General features: G+C 70.2%; 15 protein-coding genes. 2 read left to right on the top strand and 13 right to left on the bottom strand.

The genetic code is table 11. From position 1 onward, the window contains the following. Positions 1–146: 146 nt before the first annotated feature. The 4 genes from ACXJJ3_RS33885 to ACXJJ3_RS33870 all read right to left on the bottom strand — a co-directional run bounded on the left by ACXJJ3_RS33885 (position 147) and on the right by ACXJJ3_RS33870 (position 4,014). Complete coding sequence (locus ACXJJ3_RS33885) at positions 147–1,106, bottom strand: hypothetical protein (protein WP_458165956.1); 960 nt, start codon at positions 1,104–1,106, stop codon at positions 147–149. A 114-nt stretch (positions 1,107–1,220) separates the two neighbouring features. Continuing rightward, positions 1,221–1,565, bottom strand: coding sequence for a hypothetical protein (locus tag ACXJJ3_RS33880; protein ID WP_458165955.1), 345 nt, complete (start codon positions 1,563–1,565; stop codon positions 1,221–1,223). Then, positions 1,558–2,481, bottom strand: coding sequence for a hypothetical protein (locus ACXJJ3_RS33875; RefSeq protein WP_458165954.1), 924 nt, complete (start codon positions 2,479–2,481; stop codon positions 1,558–1,560). Before ACXJJ3_RS33875 ends, ACXJJ3_RS33880 begins: the two co-directional genes overlap by 8 nt. Positions 2,482–2,493: 12 nt before the next feature. Next, positions 2,494–4,014, bottom strand: coding sequence for an MFS transporter (locus tag ACXJJ3_RS33870; RefSeq protein ID WP_458165953.1), 1,521 nt, complete (start codon positions 4,012–4,014; stop codon positions 2,494–2,496). A gap of 55 nt (positions 4,015–4,069) precedes the next feature. Between ACXJJ3_RS33870 and ACXJJ3_RS33865 the strand changes: the two genes are divergently transcribed. Continuing rightward, entirely contained in the window at positions 4,070–4,774 is a 705-nt protein-coding gene (locus ACXJJ3_RS33865; protein ID WP_458165952.1) for a TetR/AcrR family transcriptional regulator C-terminal domain-containing protein, read from the top strand. A 24-nt stretch (positions 4,775–4,798) separates the two neighbouring features. On the opposite strand, the gene ACXJJ3_RS33860 is transcribed toward ACXJJ3_RS33865, so the two are convergent. The 5 genes from ACXJJ3_RS33860 to infC all read right to left on the bottom strand — a co-directional run bounded on the left by ACXJJ3_RS33860 (position 4,799) and on the right by infC (position 7,924). After that, positions 4,799–5,689, bottom strand: coding sequence for a CehA/McbA family metallohydrolase (locus tag ACXJJ3_RS33860; RefSeq protein WP_458165951.1), 891 nt, complete (start codon positions 5,687–5,689; stop codon positions 4,799–4,801). After that, positions 5,686–6,486 carry a TrmH family RNA methyltransferase gene (locus ACXJJ3_RS33855; protein WP_458165950.1) on the bottom strand — a complete coding sequence of 267 codons (801 nt, stop codon included), beginning with the start codon at positions 6,484–6,486 and terminating at the stop codon, positions 5,686–5,688. Before ACXJJ3_RS33855 ends, ACXJJ3_RS33860 begins: the two co-directional genes overlap by 4 nt. Before the next feature lie 20 nt (positions 6,487–6,506). After that, positions 6,507–6,899, bottom strand: coding sequence for a 50S ribosomal protein L20 (rplT, locus tag ACXJJ3_RS33850; protein WP_131367113.1), 393 nt, complete (start codon positions 6,897–6,899; stop codon positions 6,507–6,509). Positions 6,900–6,970: 71 nt separating this feature from the next. Further along, positions 6,971–7,165 carry a 50S ribosomal protein L35 gene (gene rpmI / locus ACXJJ3_RS33845; RefSeq protein ID WP_344180008.1) on the bottom strand — a complete coding sequence of 65 codons (195 nt, stop codon included), beginning with the start codon at positions 7,163–7,165 and terminating at the stop codon, positions 6,971–6,973. A gap of 81 nt (positions 7,166–7,246) precedes the next feature. Further along, a complete protein-coding gene (gene infC, locus ACXJJ3_RS33840; protein WP_458165949.1) occupies positions 7,247–7,924 on the bottom strand; it encodes a translation initiation factor IF-3 in 678 nt (225 codons plus the stop codon). 296 nt (positions 7,925–8,220) lie between these two features. On the opposite strand from infC, the gene ACXJJ3_RS33835 reads away from it, so the two are divergent. Further along, entirely contained in the window at positions 8,221–8,595 is a 375-nt protein-coding gene (locus ACXJJ3_RS33835) for a DUF1844 domain-containing protein (protein WP_458165948.1), read from the top strand. Here the strand turns inward: ACXJJ3_RS33835 and ACXJJ3_RS33830 are convergent. From ACXJJ3_RS33830 to ACXJJ3_RS33815, 4 genes are read right to left on the bottom strand one after another with little or no spacing between them, the layout of a single operon-like run. Continuing rightward, the gene (locus ACXJJ3_RS33830; protein WP_458165947.1) at positions 8,574–9,404 is read right to left on the bottom strand and encodes a hypothetical protein; all 831 of its coding nucleotides are present in this window, start codon (positions 9,402–9,404) and stop codon (positions 8,574–8,576) included. The two genes, ACXJJ3_RS33835 and ACXJJ3_RS33830, sit on opposite strands and share 22 nt — an antisense overlap. Beyond that, entirely contained in the window at positions 9,401–9,856 is a 456-nt protein-coding gene (locus tag ACXJJ3_RS33825) for a hypothetical protein (protein ID WP_458165946.1), read from the bottom strand. Before ACXJJ3_RS33825 ends, ACXJJ3_RS33830 begins: the two co-directional genes overlap by 4 nt. Next, positions 9,846–12,350 (bottom strand): FtsX-like permease family protein, encoded by a 2,505-nt coding sequence (locus ACXJJ3_RS33820; protein ID WP_458165945.1) that lies wholly within the window; start codon positions 12,348–12,350, stop codon positions 9,846–9,848. Before ACXJJ3_RS33820 ends, ACXJJ3_RS33825 begins: the two co-directional genes overlap by 11 nt. Further along, positions 12,347–13,063 carry an ABC transporter ATP-binding protein gene (locus tag ACXJJ3_RS33815; RefSeq protein ID WP_458165943.1) on the bottom strand — a complete coding sequence of 239 codons (717 nt, stop codon included), beginning with the start codon at positions 13,061–13,063 and terminating at the stop codon, positions 12,347–12,349. Before ACXJJ3_RS33815 ends, ACXJJ3_RS33820 begins: the two co-directional genes overlap by 4 nt. Positions 13,064–13,151 lie beyond the last annotated feature (88 nt).

Below are 13,151 nucleotides of genomic sequence, written 5' to 3'. Positions count from 1 at the left end.
CACCCTCCCCAGCCCGGCCTGGGGAGGATTTCGTCCCGGATCGGGCCAAAATCCTCCCCACACCGGCAGGGCGGGGGTGAGAGGTAGGGGATGGGTGGGCTACGGGCAGGGCGGTGGGGGTGGGGGTGGGGGTGGGGGTGGGCCGGTTAGGGGGTGAGGGGGCAGGTGGGGGTGCAGGGGTGGGGGGAGCCGGGCCAGCCTCGGAGGCGGAGGGCGGCGGCTACCTGGGCGGCCGCGGTGCACGGGTCGCTGACCAGCGGGTAGCCGAACCTGAGTGTCAGCTTGCCTGACGCGGCGGCTGTGTTGTCCCTCGCCATGTCCCGCCAGCGACTCGCCGCGTCCGCGTGCCCGGCCTGACCGTCCAGCTCGACGATCACGCCGTACGGCGAATACTCGGAGTCCCGGTAGACGACAGCACCGCCGTCCACGGCGCGCACCTGTCGTCGCGCCCGTGGCAGCCGGTGCGCACGCTCGACGCGCCGGAGGTAGGCCTGCTCGAGGAACGACTGCACACCCTCCGCCGCCTCGGCCAGGATCCGCCGCAGGACCCGGCGACCCGTCAGCTCCGGGAGCGAGTCCAGTTCCGCCAGCAACCGGGCGGGTGTCGTCCAGCGCTGCCGGCACGCGTCGAACAGTACGGCGGCCCGCCTCGACACGTCCGCGGTCCCGCCGGCGACGACCAGCAGCGCGACCTCCAGCCGCACCATCGGCGGTTCACGCGAGGATTGCACGAGCCGGGGCAGCTGCCGGTGCCGAGTGACGACGACCCCGGCCTTGGGGTCGACCCGCCGCGCGTGCGGTAGCGCGATGTGGATCCGCTCGTCCCGCGAGTCCACGGCCACGCCGTACCTGCGGAGCGCCGTCGTACCCGTCAACGCAGCGTCCGTCCCACACGCCAGCCACGCCGCCCACATTCGGGTCTCCCACGGCAGCGGACCGGTGAAGTCGACGTACACGCCGGTGTGCACGCGCTGCAACTGCCGGGCCCGCCGACGCCCGAGCAACACCTTGTCGGTGATCCCGTGGGCGACGGCCTGCGCCCGGCTGAACGCCCCCGCCTGCCGAAGCCGCAACTCCCCGAACGACCGCGCGACTCTCTCCTCCACCCCCAAGAAGATGCCCGGATCCCACCACCTGCCGGCCCCAGCCCTCTCCCCTGTGGACAGCCGGTGCGGGGAGGATTTCTTCCCCGTCCGGCATGAAATCCTCCCCAGATCGGGTCAGCCGAGGCGGTGGCGGGCTCGGATGGCGGCGATCAGGACGCCGAGGCCGGCGAGGAAGGCGCCGACGCCGATCGGGAGGAAGAACGTCGGGTAGTCGACGACGGCGGCCGGATCGACCCAGGGCTCGTGGCCCGGCGCCGGTTCCGCCAGGATCAGGCAGACCGCCCCGGTCACGTCGTACGCGACCGCCAGCACCACGGCCGTGATCGACAGCCTGCGCGCCCACTTGAGCACCCGCCTGCTCCCCCGCGAGCGCCCGCTCAACATCGTCCCGAGCGCAAACGGCAGCAACATCAGCAGCGCCAGCAGAACGGCGTTGGCGATCGCTTGGAACTCAGGCACGGCTCTCCAGGATGCTCTGACGCAGCGCGTTTCGCGCCCAGACCAGCGTCAGCAGCCCGAGGATCAGCGCGACGACCCCGGGCGGCGCCCAGAAGACCGGCTGGTCCGGGCTCATGCTGATCACGCCGGGAGCCGGGTCGCTCGGGTCCGGTACGACGAGGTCGAGGACGAGGTACACGCCCGCGAGCAGCGTCATCAGCCCGCCGGCCAGCAGACCGGAGACCGGTGCCACCAGGTCGGACGGGATCCGCTCGTTCCGGACCAGGAGCGCCATCCCGACCGCGACAGCGATCGGTCCGAGCAGCACCAGTCCCCAGCCGAGCACCTGGAGGCGTCCGCCGCCGTCTCCCACCTCGGACAGCAGACCCCACGCGAACCACGTCAGCACCGTGCACAGTCCGACCACCACACCCGCGAGTCCACGCCGCACGACGGTGCGGTCGCGGCGCACCCGGTGCAGGACGACCGACAGCACCGCGAAGGGGATCATCAGCAGCGACGACCAGAGCAGCAGCATGACCGCCCACTGCGAGTCGTTCGGGTAGTTCGGCTGAATCCGGGCCAGTTCGCGTTTCGTCAGCCCGGACCGTGCCGTCCAGTCCGCCAGTACGGCGGGGTCCATGTCGCCGATCCGCGCCAGGTTCGACCCGGCCGCGATCCGCCTGACCGCATCGTGGTCGCCGGACATCCGCATCAGTTGGCCGACCGCGCAGTGCCGACCGGCCGCGTCGACGAAGTACGGCGTACTCCGCAGGCCCGTGTCGTTGCGCGGATACTCGCGGCTCTTCCGGTAAGCCCGCAGTACGTCGAGGTTGCGGCGACGGGCCGGGCCGGCCGACGGACGGTGGCGGAGCTCGGCCTCCGCCGTCCAGAGGTGGATCCGGGTCGGCAGGTCGGTCAGCCACCGTCGCGTCATGCCCGCATGCTGTCAGTGCACCGGGTCGTCCACCGCCGCCGGGGCGTCCTGCGCCTTCGGCTCGCCCTTCGGGAGCACCGTCACCGCGACCAGGGCGCCGGCGACCGCGCCGACCGCGCCGACCGTCATCGCGATCGACATCGCGTCGACGAACGCGTGCTTGGCCGCGGCGAAGAAGTCCGGACCGAGCGCGAGCGTGTCCGCGATCGACTTGCGGGCCGCCTCCGGCACCGAGTCCGGCAACGCCGACGAGTACGCCGCCGCGAGCACACTGCCCAGTACGGCGACCGACAGCGCGGCGCCGGTCTGCTGGACGGTGTCGTTCATCGCCGAACCGACCCCACGGTGCTCCGGCGGGACGGCCTGCATCAACAGCGTGTACGCCGCCGGACCGGCCAGGCCGCCGCCGATCCCCATCACCAGCAACCCGAGGATGAGCAGCCCGTACCCGGTCGAGTCCGACACCTGCGTCAGGATCCCGAACGCGCCCGCGATCACGATCAGCCCGAGCGCGATCAGCGTCCGGTCCGCCAGCTTCTTCCCGAGTGTCGCGCCGACGACGTTGAACACGGTCGCAGCCACGGCGTACGGGATCAGCGCCAGGCCTGCCTTCAGCGGCGAGTACCCGAGCGCGAACTGCAGGTACTGCGTGAGGGCCAGCATCAGCCCGCCCGCGGTGAACGAGAGCAGCACGATCGAGAAGCTCGTCCCACTGAAACGGCGGTCCTTGAACAACGCGAGCGGCACCATCGGATGCGCGCTGCGCCTCTCCCAGAGCGCGAACGCGGTCAGCGCGACGATCCCGACCGCCAGCCCGCCGAGCACCTTCGCGGAGCCCCAGCCGTTGCCCGGGATCGACACGATCGCCCACACGATCGAGGCCATGCCGACGATCGTCAGCACCGCGCCGGCCGGGTCGACGTCGCGCGCCGGACCCTTCGACTCCGGGATCAGCGCCAGCGTGCCGATGATCGCGAGGACCGCGATCGGCACGTTCAGCAGGAAGATCGAACCCCACCAGAAGTGGTTCAGCAGGACGCCGCCGACGGTCGGCCCGGCCACCACGCCGACCATCGCGACCATCGACCAGCCGGCCATCGCCTTGCGCTGCTCCTCCGGCGGGAACACCGTGAACAGCAGCGACAGCGTGCTCGGCATCAGCAGCGAGCCGCCGACGCCCATCAGGCCGCGGCAGGCGATCAGCTGCCACGGGTTCGCGGCGAGCGTGGCGAGCAGCGAGGCGGCACCGAACAGCACCAGCCCGATCAGCAGCATCTTGCGGCGCCCGTACCGGTCGGACAGGCTGCCCGCGGTCAGCAGCAGCCCCGCGAACGCCAGGATGTAGGCGTCGATCACCCATTGGATGTCCGCCGGGGTCGCGTCCAGGTCGCGCATCAGCGACGGGATCGCCAGGTTCAGGACGGTGTTGTCGACGACGAGCACCATCAGGCTCAGGCACAGGATCAGCAGAATCCACCAGCGCTTGGGGTGCCCCTGCGCGGTGGCGTCGGACTCGAACGGTGTACTAGTCACTCGCACACTGTACGACTTTCTCGAACAGTGTGCGAGAGGTTTGTAGGATGGGGTCATGAGAGACACGATCTGGACCCGTCAGCGCAAGGCGTCGCCCGGTCGCGAGACGCTCAGCCGGGAGCAGATCGTGGCCACCGCGATGAAGCTCCTCGACGTCGAGGGCGTCGCCGGCCTGAGCATGCGCAAGCTCGCGGCCAAACTCGACGCCGGCGCGACCAGCCTCTACTGGCACGTCCCGACCAAGGACGACCTGATCGACCTGCTGATCGACGAGGTCTGGGGCGAGATCGACGTACCCGATCCGGATCTCGCCGGCTGGCGGAACGGCGCGCTGCTGGTAGGCCACAGCTTGCGATCCGCCGTACTGCGGCATCCGTGGCTGCCCGAGGTGATGTACACCCGGCCGAGCATGGGCCCGAAGGCACTCGTCCTCGGCTCCCGAAGCCTGGTCCTGTTCCGCGCGGGCGGCTTCACCGAGACCGACCTCGACCACGCCGTGAGCAGCGTGATGTCCTACGTACTCGGCTGCGCGAGCGCCGAGGTCGCGACCCGCGAGATGGCCCGCAAGTCCGGCCGCTCGGAGGACGAGTGGACCACCGAGATGCTCGACCAGGCACGTCAGGTCTCCGCCGACTACCCCGAGATGCACGCCTCCATCCGCCGCCGCAGCACCCAGGACCTGGACACCGCCCTGACCGTCAACTTCGCCTACGGCCTCGACGCCCTCCTCGACGGCCTCCAAACCCGCGCCGCGAAATAACCCCGAGCCCCGGCCCGGCAGACGTCATCCGAGGTGGATGGGGTTGGTCCAGGCTCGGGCGCCGGTGGCGTCTTCTGCGGTGAGGCGGCAGTGGGTGCCTTGGAAGAGAGTCAGGGGGAAGGTGTGGTGGGTGAGGTTGGTGCCTTGGGCTACTTCTGCGCCGGGGTGGCCGCCGGTGAGGAGGAGTTTGGTGGCGGGGGTGCAGTGGACGGTGATCTGGTCGCCGTCGATGCGCACGTCGTGGAGTTCGGGGCCGGTGCTGGAGTAGAAGTGGCCGGATTTCAGGGCCTTCAGGAGGGCTTCGGGGGTTAGGGATTCGGCGCGGACGTGGACCCAGGCCCGGCAGGGAGGCGGGTCGTGGGGTTGTAGGTGGGCGTCGTCGGCGGCGTAGGTGGTGACGTGGTGGCCGCGGTTCAGGAGGACGTCGGTGAGGTGCCAGCTGTCGCCGCGGTTCTCGCGGTCGGCCAACGCGTTGTAGACCTCGATGGAGTGGGCGGCGTCGAGGGACTCGGCGTCGGAGGCTGTCAGCAGGGACGCCGACGGGTGCGCCATCCCGATGAAGGCTCCGGTGGCGCGGGCTCGGCGGGCCAGCTCAGGACCGGTTTCGCCACCGGTTGGAGGCGGGAAGTCGAGTGGGAGGCCTGCCGCAACGATGTGCCAGGACTGGCCGGCTTCGGTCCTGGGAGCGTGGAGTTCGGCGCCGATCAGCGTGGTGAAGTCGGCCGTGCGCAGGTCGCGGGTGTCGGTGACCGGGTAGTCGTACTCCGGCCGGAAGTGGTCGGTGATCGACACGAAGTCGTAGCCGGCGGTGCGGTAGACGTCCGCGGTCTCGGCGGGCGACAGGTACCCGTCGGACCGGTTCGAGTGGGTGTGCAGGTTCCCGCGCCAGAACCTGCCCGGCAGGTCGAAGATCATCGCCGTTGCGCCCGGGCGGAGGCGTACAGGCAGATCGCCGCGGCGGTGGCCAGGTTGAGCGATTCGGCGCGGCCGTAGATCGGCACCTTCACCGAGTGGTTCACGACGGCGTTGATGCCGTCCGGCAGGCCGTGCGCCTCGTTGCCGAACAGCCACACGGTCGGTTTCGCGAGCGTCCCGTCGTCGATGCACGTATCCAGATCGGTCGCGCCGTACCCGTCCGCAGCCAGAACCTGCAGCCCCTGCTCGCGCCACGCCCGGACGGCGTCCACGATGTCGACGTCGGTGCTGATCGGGACGTGGAAGATGCTGCCGACGCTGGCCCGGACCGCTTTCGGGTTGTGGGGGTCGACGGACTCCGCCGACAGTACGACGGCATCCGCGCCGGCGGCGTCCGCCGTACGGATCAGCGTGCCGACGTTGCCGGGATCGCGGACCTGGACCCCGGCCGCGATCAGCTGGCCCGGTGGGCCGAGCGGGACCGTGACCAGCGAGCAGACCGCGACCACGCCCTGCGACGTGACGGTCTCGCTCAGCGCCTCGATCGCGGCCCGGTCCACCTCGAACCACGGAACCCCGGCGGCCGTGGCCAGGTCGCGCAGGTCACGGTGCCGGGTCGCTACGGCGGGCTCGGCGTACACCTCGACGACCAGTTCGCGGTGCTCGAGCGCCTCCCGGACGGCCTGCGGTCCCTCGACCAGGAACCGGCCGGCCTTGCGCCGGAACGCACGAGTGGCGAGCCGCCGAGCCTGCTTGATCCGCGCTGATTGCGCGGTCAGCAGACCAGGGCTCGCCACTTGTGGAGTACGGGTGTTGCTCAGGCTGCGGCGTCGGACTTCGGCGCGTTCACGTCCGCCGGCAGGGCGGCCTTGGCCACCTGCACGAGCGCGGAGAACGCGGCCGGGTCGTTGACAGCCAGGTCGGCGAGGATCTTGCGGTCCACCTCGACCTCGGCCAGCCGCAGGCCCTGGATGAAGCGGTTGTAGGTCAGGTCCTCGGCGCGGACCGCGGCGTTGATGCGCTGGATCCACAGCTTGCGGAAGTCGCCCTTGCGCGCCTTGCGGTCACGGTAGGCGTAGACGAGCGAGTGGGTGACCTGCTCCTTGGCCTTGCGGTACAGCCGCGAGCGCTGGCCGCGGTAGCCGCTGGCCTGCTCGAGTACGACCCGGCGCTTCTTGTGGGCGTTGACTGCCCGCTTCACGCGTGCCATGAGGTGTTACTCCTTGTATTTCTGCGCCACGGACCGCAAGGCCCACAGCGGGGGATGTTCGGGTGGGGGGCTCAGATGCCGAGAAGCTTCTTGGCCTTCTTCACGTACGACGGGGCGACCTCGACGGTGCCGGACAGCCGGCGCTTGCGCTTCGAGGACTTCGCCTCGGCGAGGTGGCGGACACCCGTCTGCTCACGACGGATCTTGCCCGACCCGGTGACCCGGACCCGCTTCTTCATCCCCGAGTGGGTCTTCATCTTCGGCATGGCTGTTCTGCTCCTGAGTTTCTTCTCGTTGACTCGATCGGTACGACGGGCTCCGGCCACCTCGGCGGCCGGAGCGGTCCGTCACTCCGGGTCGAGGTTGTCGGCCGGACCCTTCGGCTTCTTGGTGGCGCCGGCGGCGCGCTCGGCCTCGTGAGCCTGAGCCTGCTCGGCGCGTTCCTTGCGCTCCGCTTCCTCGTCGGCTTCCCGCTCGGCCTTCCGCTGCGCCTTCTCGGCTTCCACGTCCACGCGCGCCTCGGACTTCTTCTTGTGCGGTCCGAGCACCATGATCATGTTCCGGCCGTCCTGGCGCGGCGAGGACTCGACGAAGCCGAGCTCGCTCACGTCCTCGGCCAGCCGCTGCAGCAACCGGAACCCGAGCTCGGGCCGGGACTGCTCACGTCCGCGGAACATGATGGTGATCTTGACCTTGTCCCCGGCCTTCAGGAACCGCACCACGTGACCCTTCTTGGTCTCGTAGTCGTGCGGGTCGATCTTCGGCCGCAGCTTCATCTCTTTGATGATGGTGTTGGTCTGGTTCCGGCGGGACTCGCGCGCCTTCTGCGCGGTCTCGTACTTGTACTTGCCGAAATCCATCAACTTGCAGACCGGAGGCCGGGCGGTCGCAGCGACCTCGACCAGGTCGAGATCGGCTTCCTGGGCCAGCCGAAGTGCGTCTTCGATCCGGACGATGCCTACCTGCTCACCGTTCGGTCCGACCAGCCGCACCTCGGGAACGCGGATGCGCTCGTTGACGCGCAAATCAGTGGTGATGGGTCCTCCTGGGTTGAACTCGTACTGGGTGCCACCTCGTGATCGGTGAGCCTCCTGAAAAACACGAAGGCCCTCGTGCGATCACACGAAGGCCCAATTCCCAGCGGTACGACGTCCCGTCCCGGTGAAGGGAAAGTACGCCGTACGTTGACCGGGACCCGCCGACTGTTCATCGACTGGGTGGGAGGTGGCCCTCCGCTTAGACTTGAACCGTCGACGCTCCCCGACTATTCCACTCAGGGGGCACCAACGGACCAGGTCGGTCGCCGTGTAAGAGTAGCAGCATGACCGACGCAGATGCCACTCCGCAGCCCGACCCGCTCGCGACCGCTTCCCGCGACATCGCGGAGGTGCCCGCCGTGGAGATCATCTCCACCGCCGCGCTGCACCTGATGAGCGCCGCCGCCGTGAACCTCGGCCTGGCCGCCGACCTGCCGGAGCACAAGGACCTCGACGAGGCGCGGTCGCTGATCGACTCGCTGGCCGGCCTGATGGACGCGGCCGGCCCGTCCCTCGGGCACCACCACGCCGCGCCGCTGCGGGACGGGCTGCGCTCGCTGCAGCTGGCGTTCCGGGAGGCCAGCTCGATCCAGGACGAGCCGGGCCAGGGACCCGGCGAGAAGTACACCGGCGCCGTCTACCCCGCCGCCGCCAAGTAACGCTTACGCAATTGCGGGACCCGGATCCGCTCCAACGGTGCGAACGCCAGCCAGCAGACCACCGTCGGCAGGAAGTGGATCAGCAGGATCGCGGTGGTGGCCGCATGGAACCCGAGGAAGAACAGGGCTCCGAACAGCTGCCACCGCCCCTTCAGCCACAGGATCACCGGTGAGCAGAACTCCGCGACGATCCCGACCCACTGCATCAGGTGCAGCGTCCACGGGTACTGCAGCAAGAACTCCCCGACCGCATGCGGCCGCCGGACGATCGCCCAGGTCAGTACGGCGCTGCTCGGCCACGCGAGCGTCCAGTGCCCGCTCCGGAGCTTCGCGACCGCCGACAGGAAGTACGTCGCGATCACGCAGAGCTGGATGCACCGAACCACCCACCCGGCCGCCTCCGACGGGGTCCGATCGCCGTACGTCGCCCGGCCGACCGTCGGCAGCACCCACAACGCGATCACCAGCGCGAGGTGGTCGTGGTCGACCTTGCCGTCACTCATCCCGATCAGCACCCACCACGTGAACGCGGGCGCCACGATCCAGCCGGCCACCCGCGGGAAGTAGTTGGTCGCGCCGACGAGGCAGGCCGCGATCAGGACGAAGTACAACGTGGTCGTGTTCGCGACGGTCGGCTTCGGGAGGTCGAACAGCCGGGCGAGGAACAGCGGTTGGTACAGCCCGGGATGCTCGCCCTTCAGCAGCGTGTCCCGAACGAACGCGTGCATGTCGAGGATCACGAACAGGTACAGCACCGTCCGCAGCCAGGCGATCCGCCCGAGGGCGATCGGCGGCGTGAACCAGCTCATCGGTGCACCTTCCAGGTGGTGAGAATGCGCGGGGCCGGCGGGCCGTCGACGCGGCCGCGCACCAGTTGGGTGGTGTCCTGGATCAGCAACAACGTCACGTACTGCGGCTTGTCCGGATGCTTGCGCGCCCACCCGTCGGCCACCTGCTGGAGCAGCGCCGGGTTCTTCACGATCTCCTCCGCGCGGGCCTCGATCTCGGCGCGGGCCACCCCGGCGCCTTCGATGTTCAGCGGTACGTCGACCGTCGTACCGGCGTCGGTGACCGCGCTGATCCGGGTGAACACGATCGACTCGTCGTCGGCGACCACCATCGCGTACTGCGACATCGGCCCGAACGGCCACAGGTCGTCGCTCCCCCGCACCGAACCGTGCACCAGCAGCACGATCCCGACCACGGCGACGACCACCCGAACCGTCCAGCCACGCCGGCCCAGCTTCTGCTCAGTCGGCACGACGCACCAGCTCCAACCGCGACCGCGTCAGCGCATACGGCACCGCAGCAGCGAACAACGGCACCAGCACGGCAACACCCGCGATCACAGCCCACGGCACCACCACGGTCGGTGAACCGACAACCGTGTGCGCAGTGAACCCATACAGCGCACCGACCGCGACGCCAAGCAGACAACCAAGCTGCCCTAGGAACCAACCCTGAGCAGCCGCGAGCCCGCGCCGCAGCCGAGGCGGTGCACCGACAGCCGCGAGTGTCGCAAAGTCCGCACGTCCCTCTGACATCGACAGCGCGACGGACATCGCAACACCGAGCAGAGTCGCGGCCAGCCCCGCCAGCAGCAGCCCGATCGACGCCTTACGCACAGGGCTCTGGTAGCCGTGCTCAACCTTCAACACGTCCTCATGTCCCAGCAGCCTCGCCACAGCCGCCAACTGCGCCGCACTCGGCTCCTCCCGCAGGCTGAAGTGGACCTCGTCGACCGACGCCGTCCCGATCCGCCGGGCCGCATCAGCACTGATCAGGGCCGACCGTGGCAGCACCCCCACCCGCGGCGGCGACGTCACGACCGCAGCCGGATACGGGAACGTCCGGCGACCGTCGATGTCGTCCCCCCGCGCGAGCTTCACCGTGCCGTCGTGCGCCATGGCCGCCAGCGGTACGACGACCTTCCCCTGCCGAAGCGCCGCCGCAGCCCGCCGCCCCCAGTCCAGGAAGCGCGCCACGTACGCCGGGTCGACCGCCGTCAGCGAGTAGCCGCTCGAGTAGACGCTGCCGTTCGCGACGTACCCGTCGGTCGCCTTCGTGCCGTTCAGTACGACGGTGCCGAGCTCGTACCGGTGCTCCACCGGCAGCAGGCTCTGGACCCGGTCGACGAGCTGCGCCGAGTACGGGACGTCGCCGTCGAACTGCAGGACCGCGTCCCTGATCCGCCCGGCCGGCTCGTAGTTCTGCGCCTTGGCCGCCGACTGGTTCACCACCGCGAACGCGAGCGCCGTCGTACCGGCGACCGCGATCATGATCGCCGCGGTGACCGGGCCGGTGCGGTGACGATGCCGGGACGCGTCCCGGAGCGCGAGCCGGATGCTCAACGGCAGGTTGCCGAAACGCCCGGCGACCTTGCCGACCAGGGCGGGCAGCATCCAGACCAGCCCGGCGACGACGAGCGTGATGCCCGCGACGACGATCGCGACCGGAAGGGTCGGCGAGGCCGAGGCGACCCGGGAGATCTGGGCAGGGTCGGCCGCGGCGCGTTCCTGCCGGGCGGTGTCGAGCGCGGACGCCAGCTGGATGTTGCCGATCACGGACAGAACGAGCCCGGCGCCGACCAGGACGAGGGCGACGCGGCGGAGCCGGACAGCTCCCACGACTGCGGCGAACCGCCCGGCCAGGGCAGCCAACGGTGGTCGCCGCGCCGCGCCGATCGCCGGTACGAGCGCCGCCGCGAGCCCTGCGACCAGTCCGACGGCGACGACGCCGAGCAGCTGCAGCCACGGGATCTGCCAGCCGGCGATCAGCGTCGAGGTCGCGTCCTCCCACCAGGATTTCCCGAGCAGCGCGGTCACCACGCCGATCACGAGCCCACCGCCCGCGCCGAGTAGTCCGGCGTACAGACCCTGCGCCAGCACGACCCGTCGTACGTCGGCCGCCGTACCACCGACGGCGGTGACAAGACCGAGCTCCCGGGTCTGCCGGCGCGCTACGACCGCGAACGCGGTCCCCGCGAGCAGGACGAGCTCCAGTACGCCGAAACCGACGATGAGCACCCGCGCCGCCGCACCACCGACAGGGCCGCGTGGTGTCGCCGGCGGGTCGATGACGGCGGCCCTGGTCTCAAGGGTCATCCCCTGCTTACTGAGCTGGTCAGCCAGCGCCCCGGTGTCCACCCCGTTCGGGAGGTCGACCAGGTACTGCGCTTGCGAGTCAGGGTCGCCCACTGCCGGCAGGGCGAACACCTGTCGCGCCTTAGGGAAGTCAAGCGTGCGAGCAACGCCCACAACTTGGTACGCCGTACCGTTCGCAGCCGTCATCGCACTGCCCGGCCGGAGGCCCAGGTGCTCGGCCAGCGCCGGAGAAACCGCAACCTCACTGGACTTCGTAGGCATCCGCCCCTGGTCCAAGCGGAACGTGCCGGCGAGCAAGGCGTTCGTGAAGTCGCCCGTGACGAGTCCGACGTTCAGGGCGGCCCCGCTGCCCCGTAGCTCGATGTCACTGGTCATGGACTTCGCCCGGGCGTACTGCGAACCGCTCGGGAGCGCTCGGCGTACGTCGGTGCGTGCCGACGGCACCGTCAGCTGCGCGTCGGCCGACCCGAGGACAGTTAGCGCCAACAGCTCGCCCGTGGGATGCGTAGCGCGGTGTACGACGCTGAACCAGCTACCGGCGAGCACAGGCAGCCCAACAAGAGCTGCGATCAGCAGGGTCCGTCCCAGCGTGCGCCGCGCCGTACGGCGGGCCAGGCGCAACGCGAGCACCCAGTCGTTCAGAAGCTTCACAGCAGCACGTCCGCATCCAGCAGGGCGTCCGTCTGACCGTCGACGCGACCGTCGCGCAGGTAGACGACCCGGTCCGCCCAGGCCGCGTGCCGTGCGTCGTGGGTGACGAGCACTCCGGCGATGCCGTGCTGGTCACAGCGGTCGCGCAGCAACTTGAGGACTGCTTCCCCGGTGGTGGAGTCGAGCGCGCCGGTCGGCTCATCAGCCAGCAGCAGGCGACGTTCGCCGACGATGGCGCGGGCGATCGCGACCCGCTGCCGCTGGCCGCCGGACATGTCGTCCGGGAAGCGGTCCGCGAGGTCCTCGATGTCCACCTCGGCCAGCGCGGTCCGCGCCTGCTTGCGGGCGGTCCGGGTCCGGACGCCGTCCAGCTCCAGCGGGAGCGCGACGTTCTCGGCCGCGGTCAGCGCGGGGATCAGGTTGAAGTCCTGGAACACGTACCCGATCAGCCGCCGGCGGACCGCCGCGACCGCGGTCGCACCCAGCGCGGTCAGATCGGTGCCGTCGACCAGCACCTGCCCGCTCGTCGGCCGGTCGAGCCCGCCGGCGCAGGTCAGCAGCGTCGACTTGCCCGACCCCGACGGCCCCATCACCGCGACCAGCTCCCCCGGCCGGACCGCCAGCTCCACACCCCGCAACGCGTGCACCGCCTGCGCGCCGTCCCCGTGAATCCGGGTCAGGTCGCGCACCACCAACCCCTGCTCGTTCTCCATGGATACTGAGTATGCATACCCGGTATCTACGGCGCAAACTTGATTGACCGCGCAGCTAGGGCGTGTCTCCTAATCCCCCGCAGTAGGC

This window comes from Kribbella sp. WER1, from assembly GCF_054189145.1.
Note: the sequence above shows the minus strand (reverse complement) of the source record. Positions and strands in the feature narration are given on the sequence as shown.

Excerpts from the sequence above, each read along its gene's own strand:
- ACXJJ3_RS33830 (WP_458165947.1), bottom strand. The coding sequence starts at position 9,404 with ATGAGCTGGTTCACGCCGCCGATCGCCCTCGGGCGGATCGCCTGGCTG.
- ACXJJ3_RS33815 (WP_458165943.1), bottom strand. The coding sequence starts at position 13,063 with ATGGAGAACGAGCAGGGGTTGGTGGTGCGCGACCTGACCCGGATTCAC.
- ACXJJ3_RS33835 (WP_458165948.1), top strand. The coding sequence starts at position 8,221 with ATGACCGACGCAGATGCCACTCCGCAGCCCGACCCGCTCGCGACCGCT.
- rpmI (WP_344180008.1), bottom strand. The coding sequence starts at position 7,165 with ATGCCGAAGATGAAGACCCACTCGGGGATGAAGAAGCGGGTCCGGGTC.
- rplT (WP_131367113.1), bottom strand. The coding sequence starts at position 6,899 with ATGGCACGCGTGAAGCGGGCAGTCAACGCCCACAAGAAGCGCCGGGTC.
- ACXJJ3_RS33860 (WP_458165951.1), bottom strand. The coding sequence starts at position 5,689 with ATGATCTTCGACCTGCCGGGCAGGTTCTGGCGCGGGAACCTGCACACC.
- ACXJJ3_RS33875 (WP_458165954.1), bottom strand. The coding sequence starts at position 2,481 with ATGACGCGACGGTGGCTGACCGACCTGCCGACCCGGATCCACCTCTGG.
- ACXJJ3_RS33865 (WP_458165952.1), top strand. The coding sequence starts at position 4,070 with ATGAGAGACACGATCTGGACCCGTCAGCGCAAGGCGTCGCCCGGTCGC.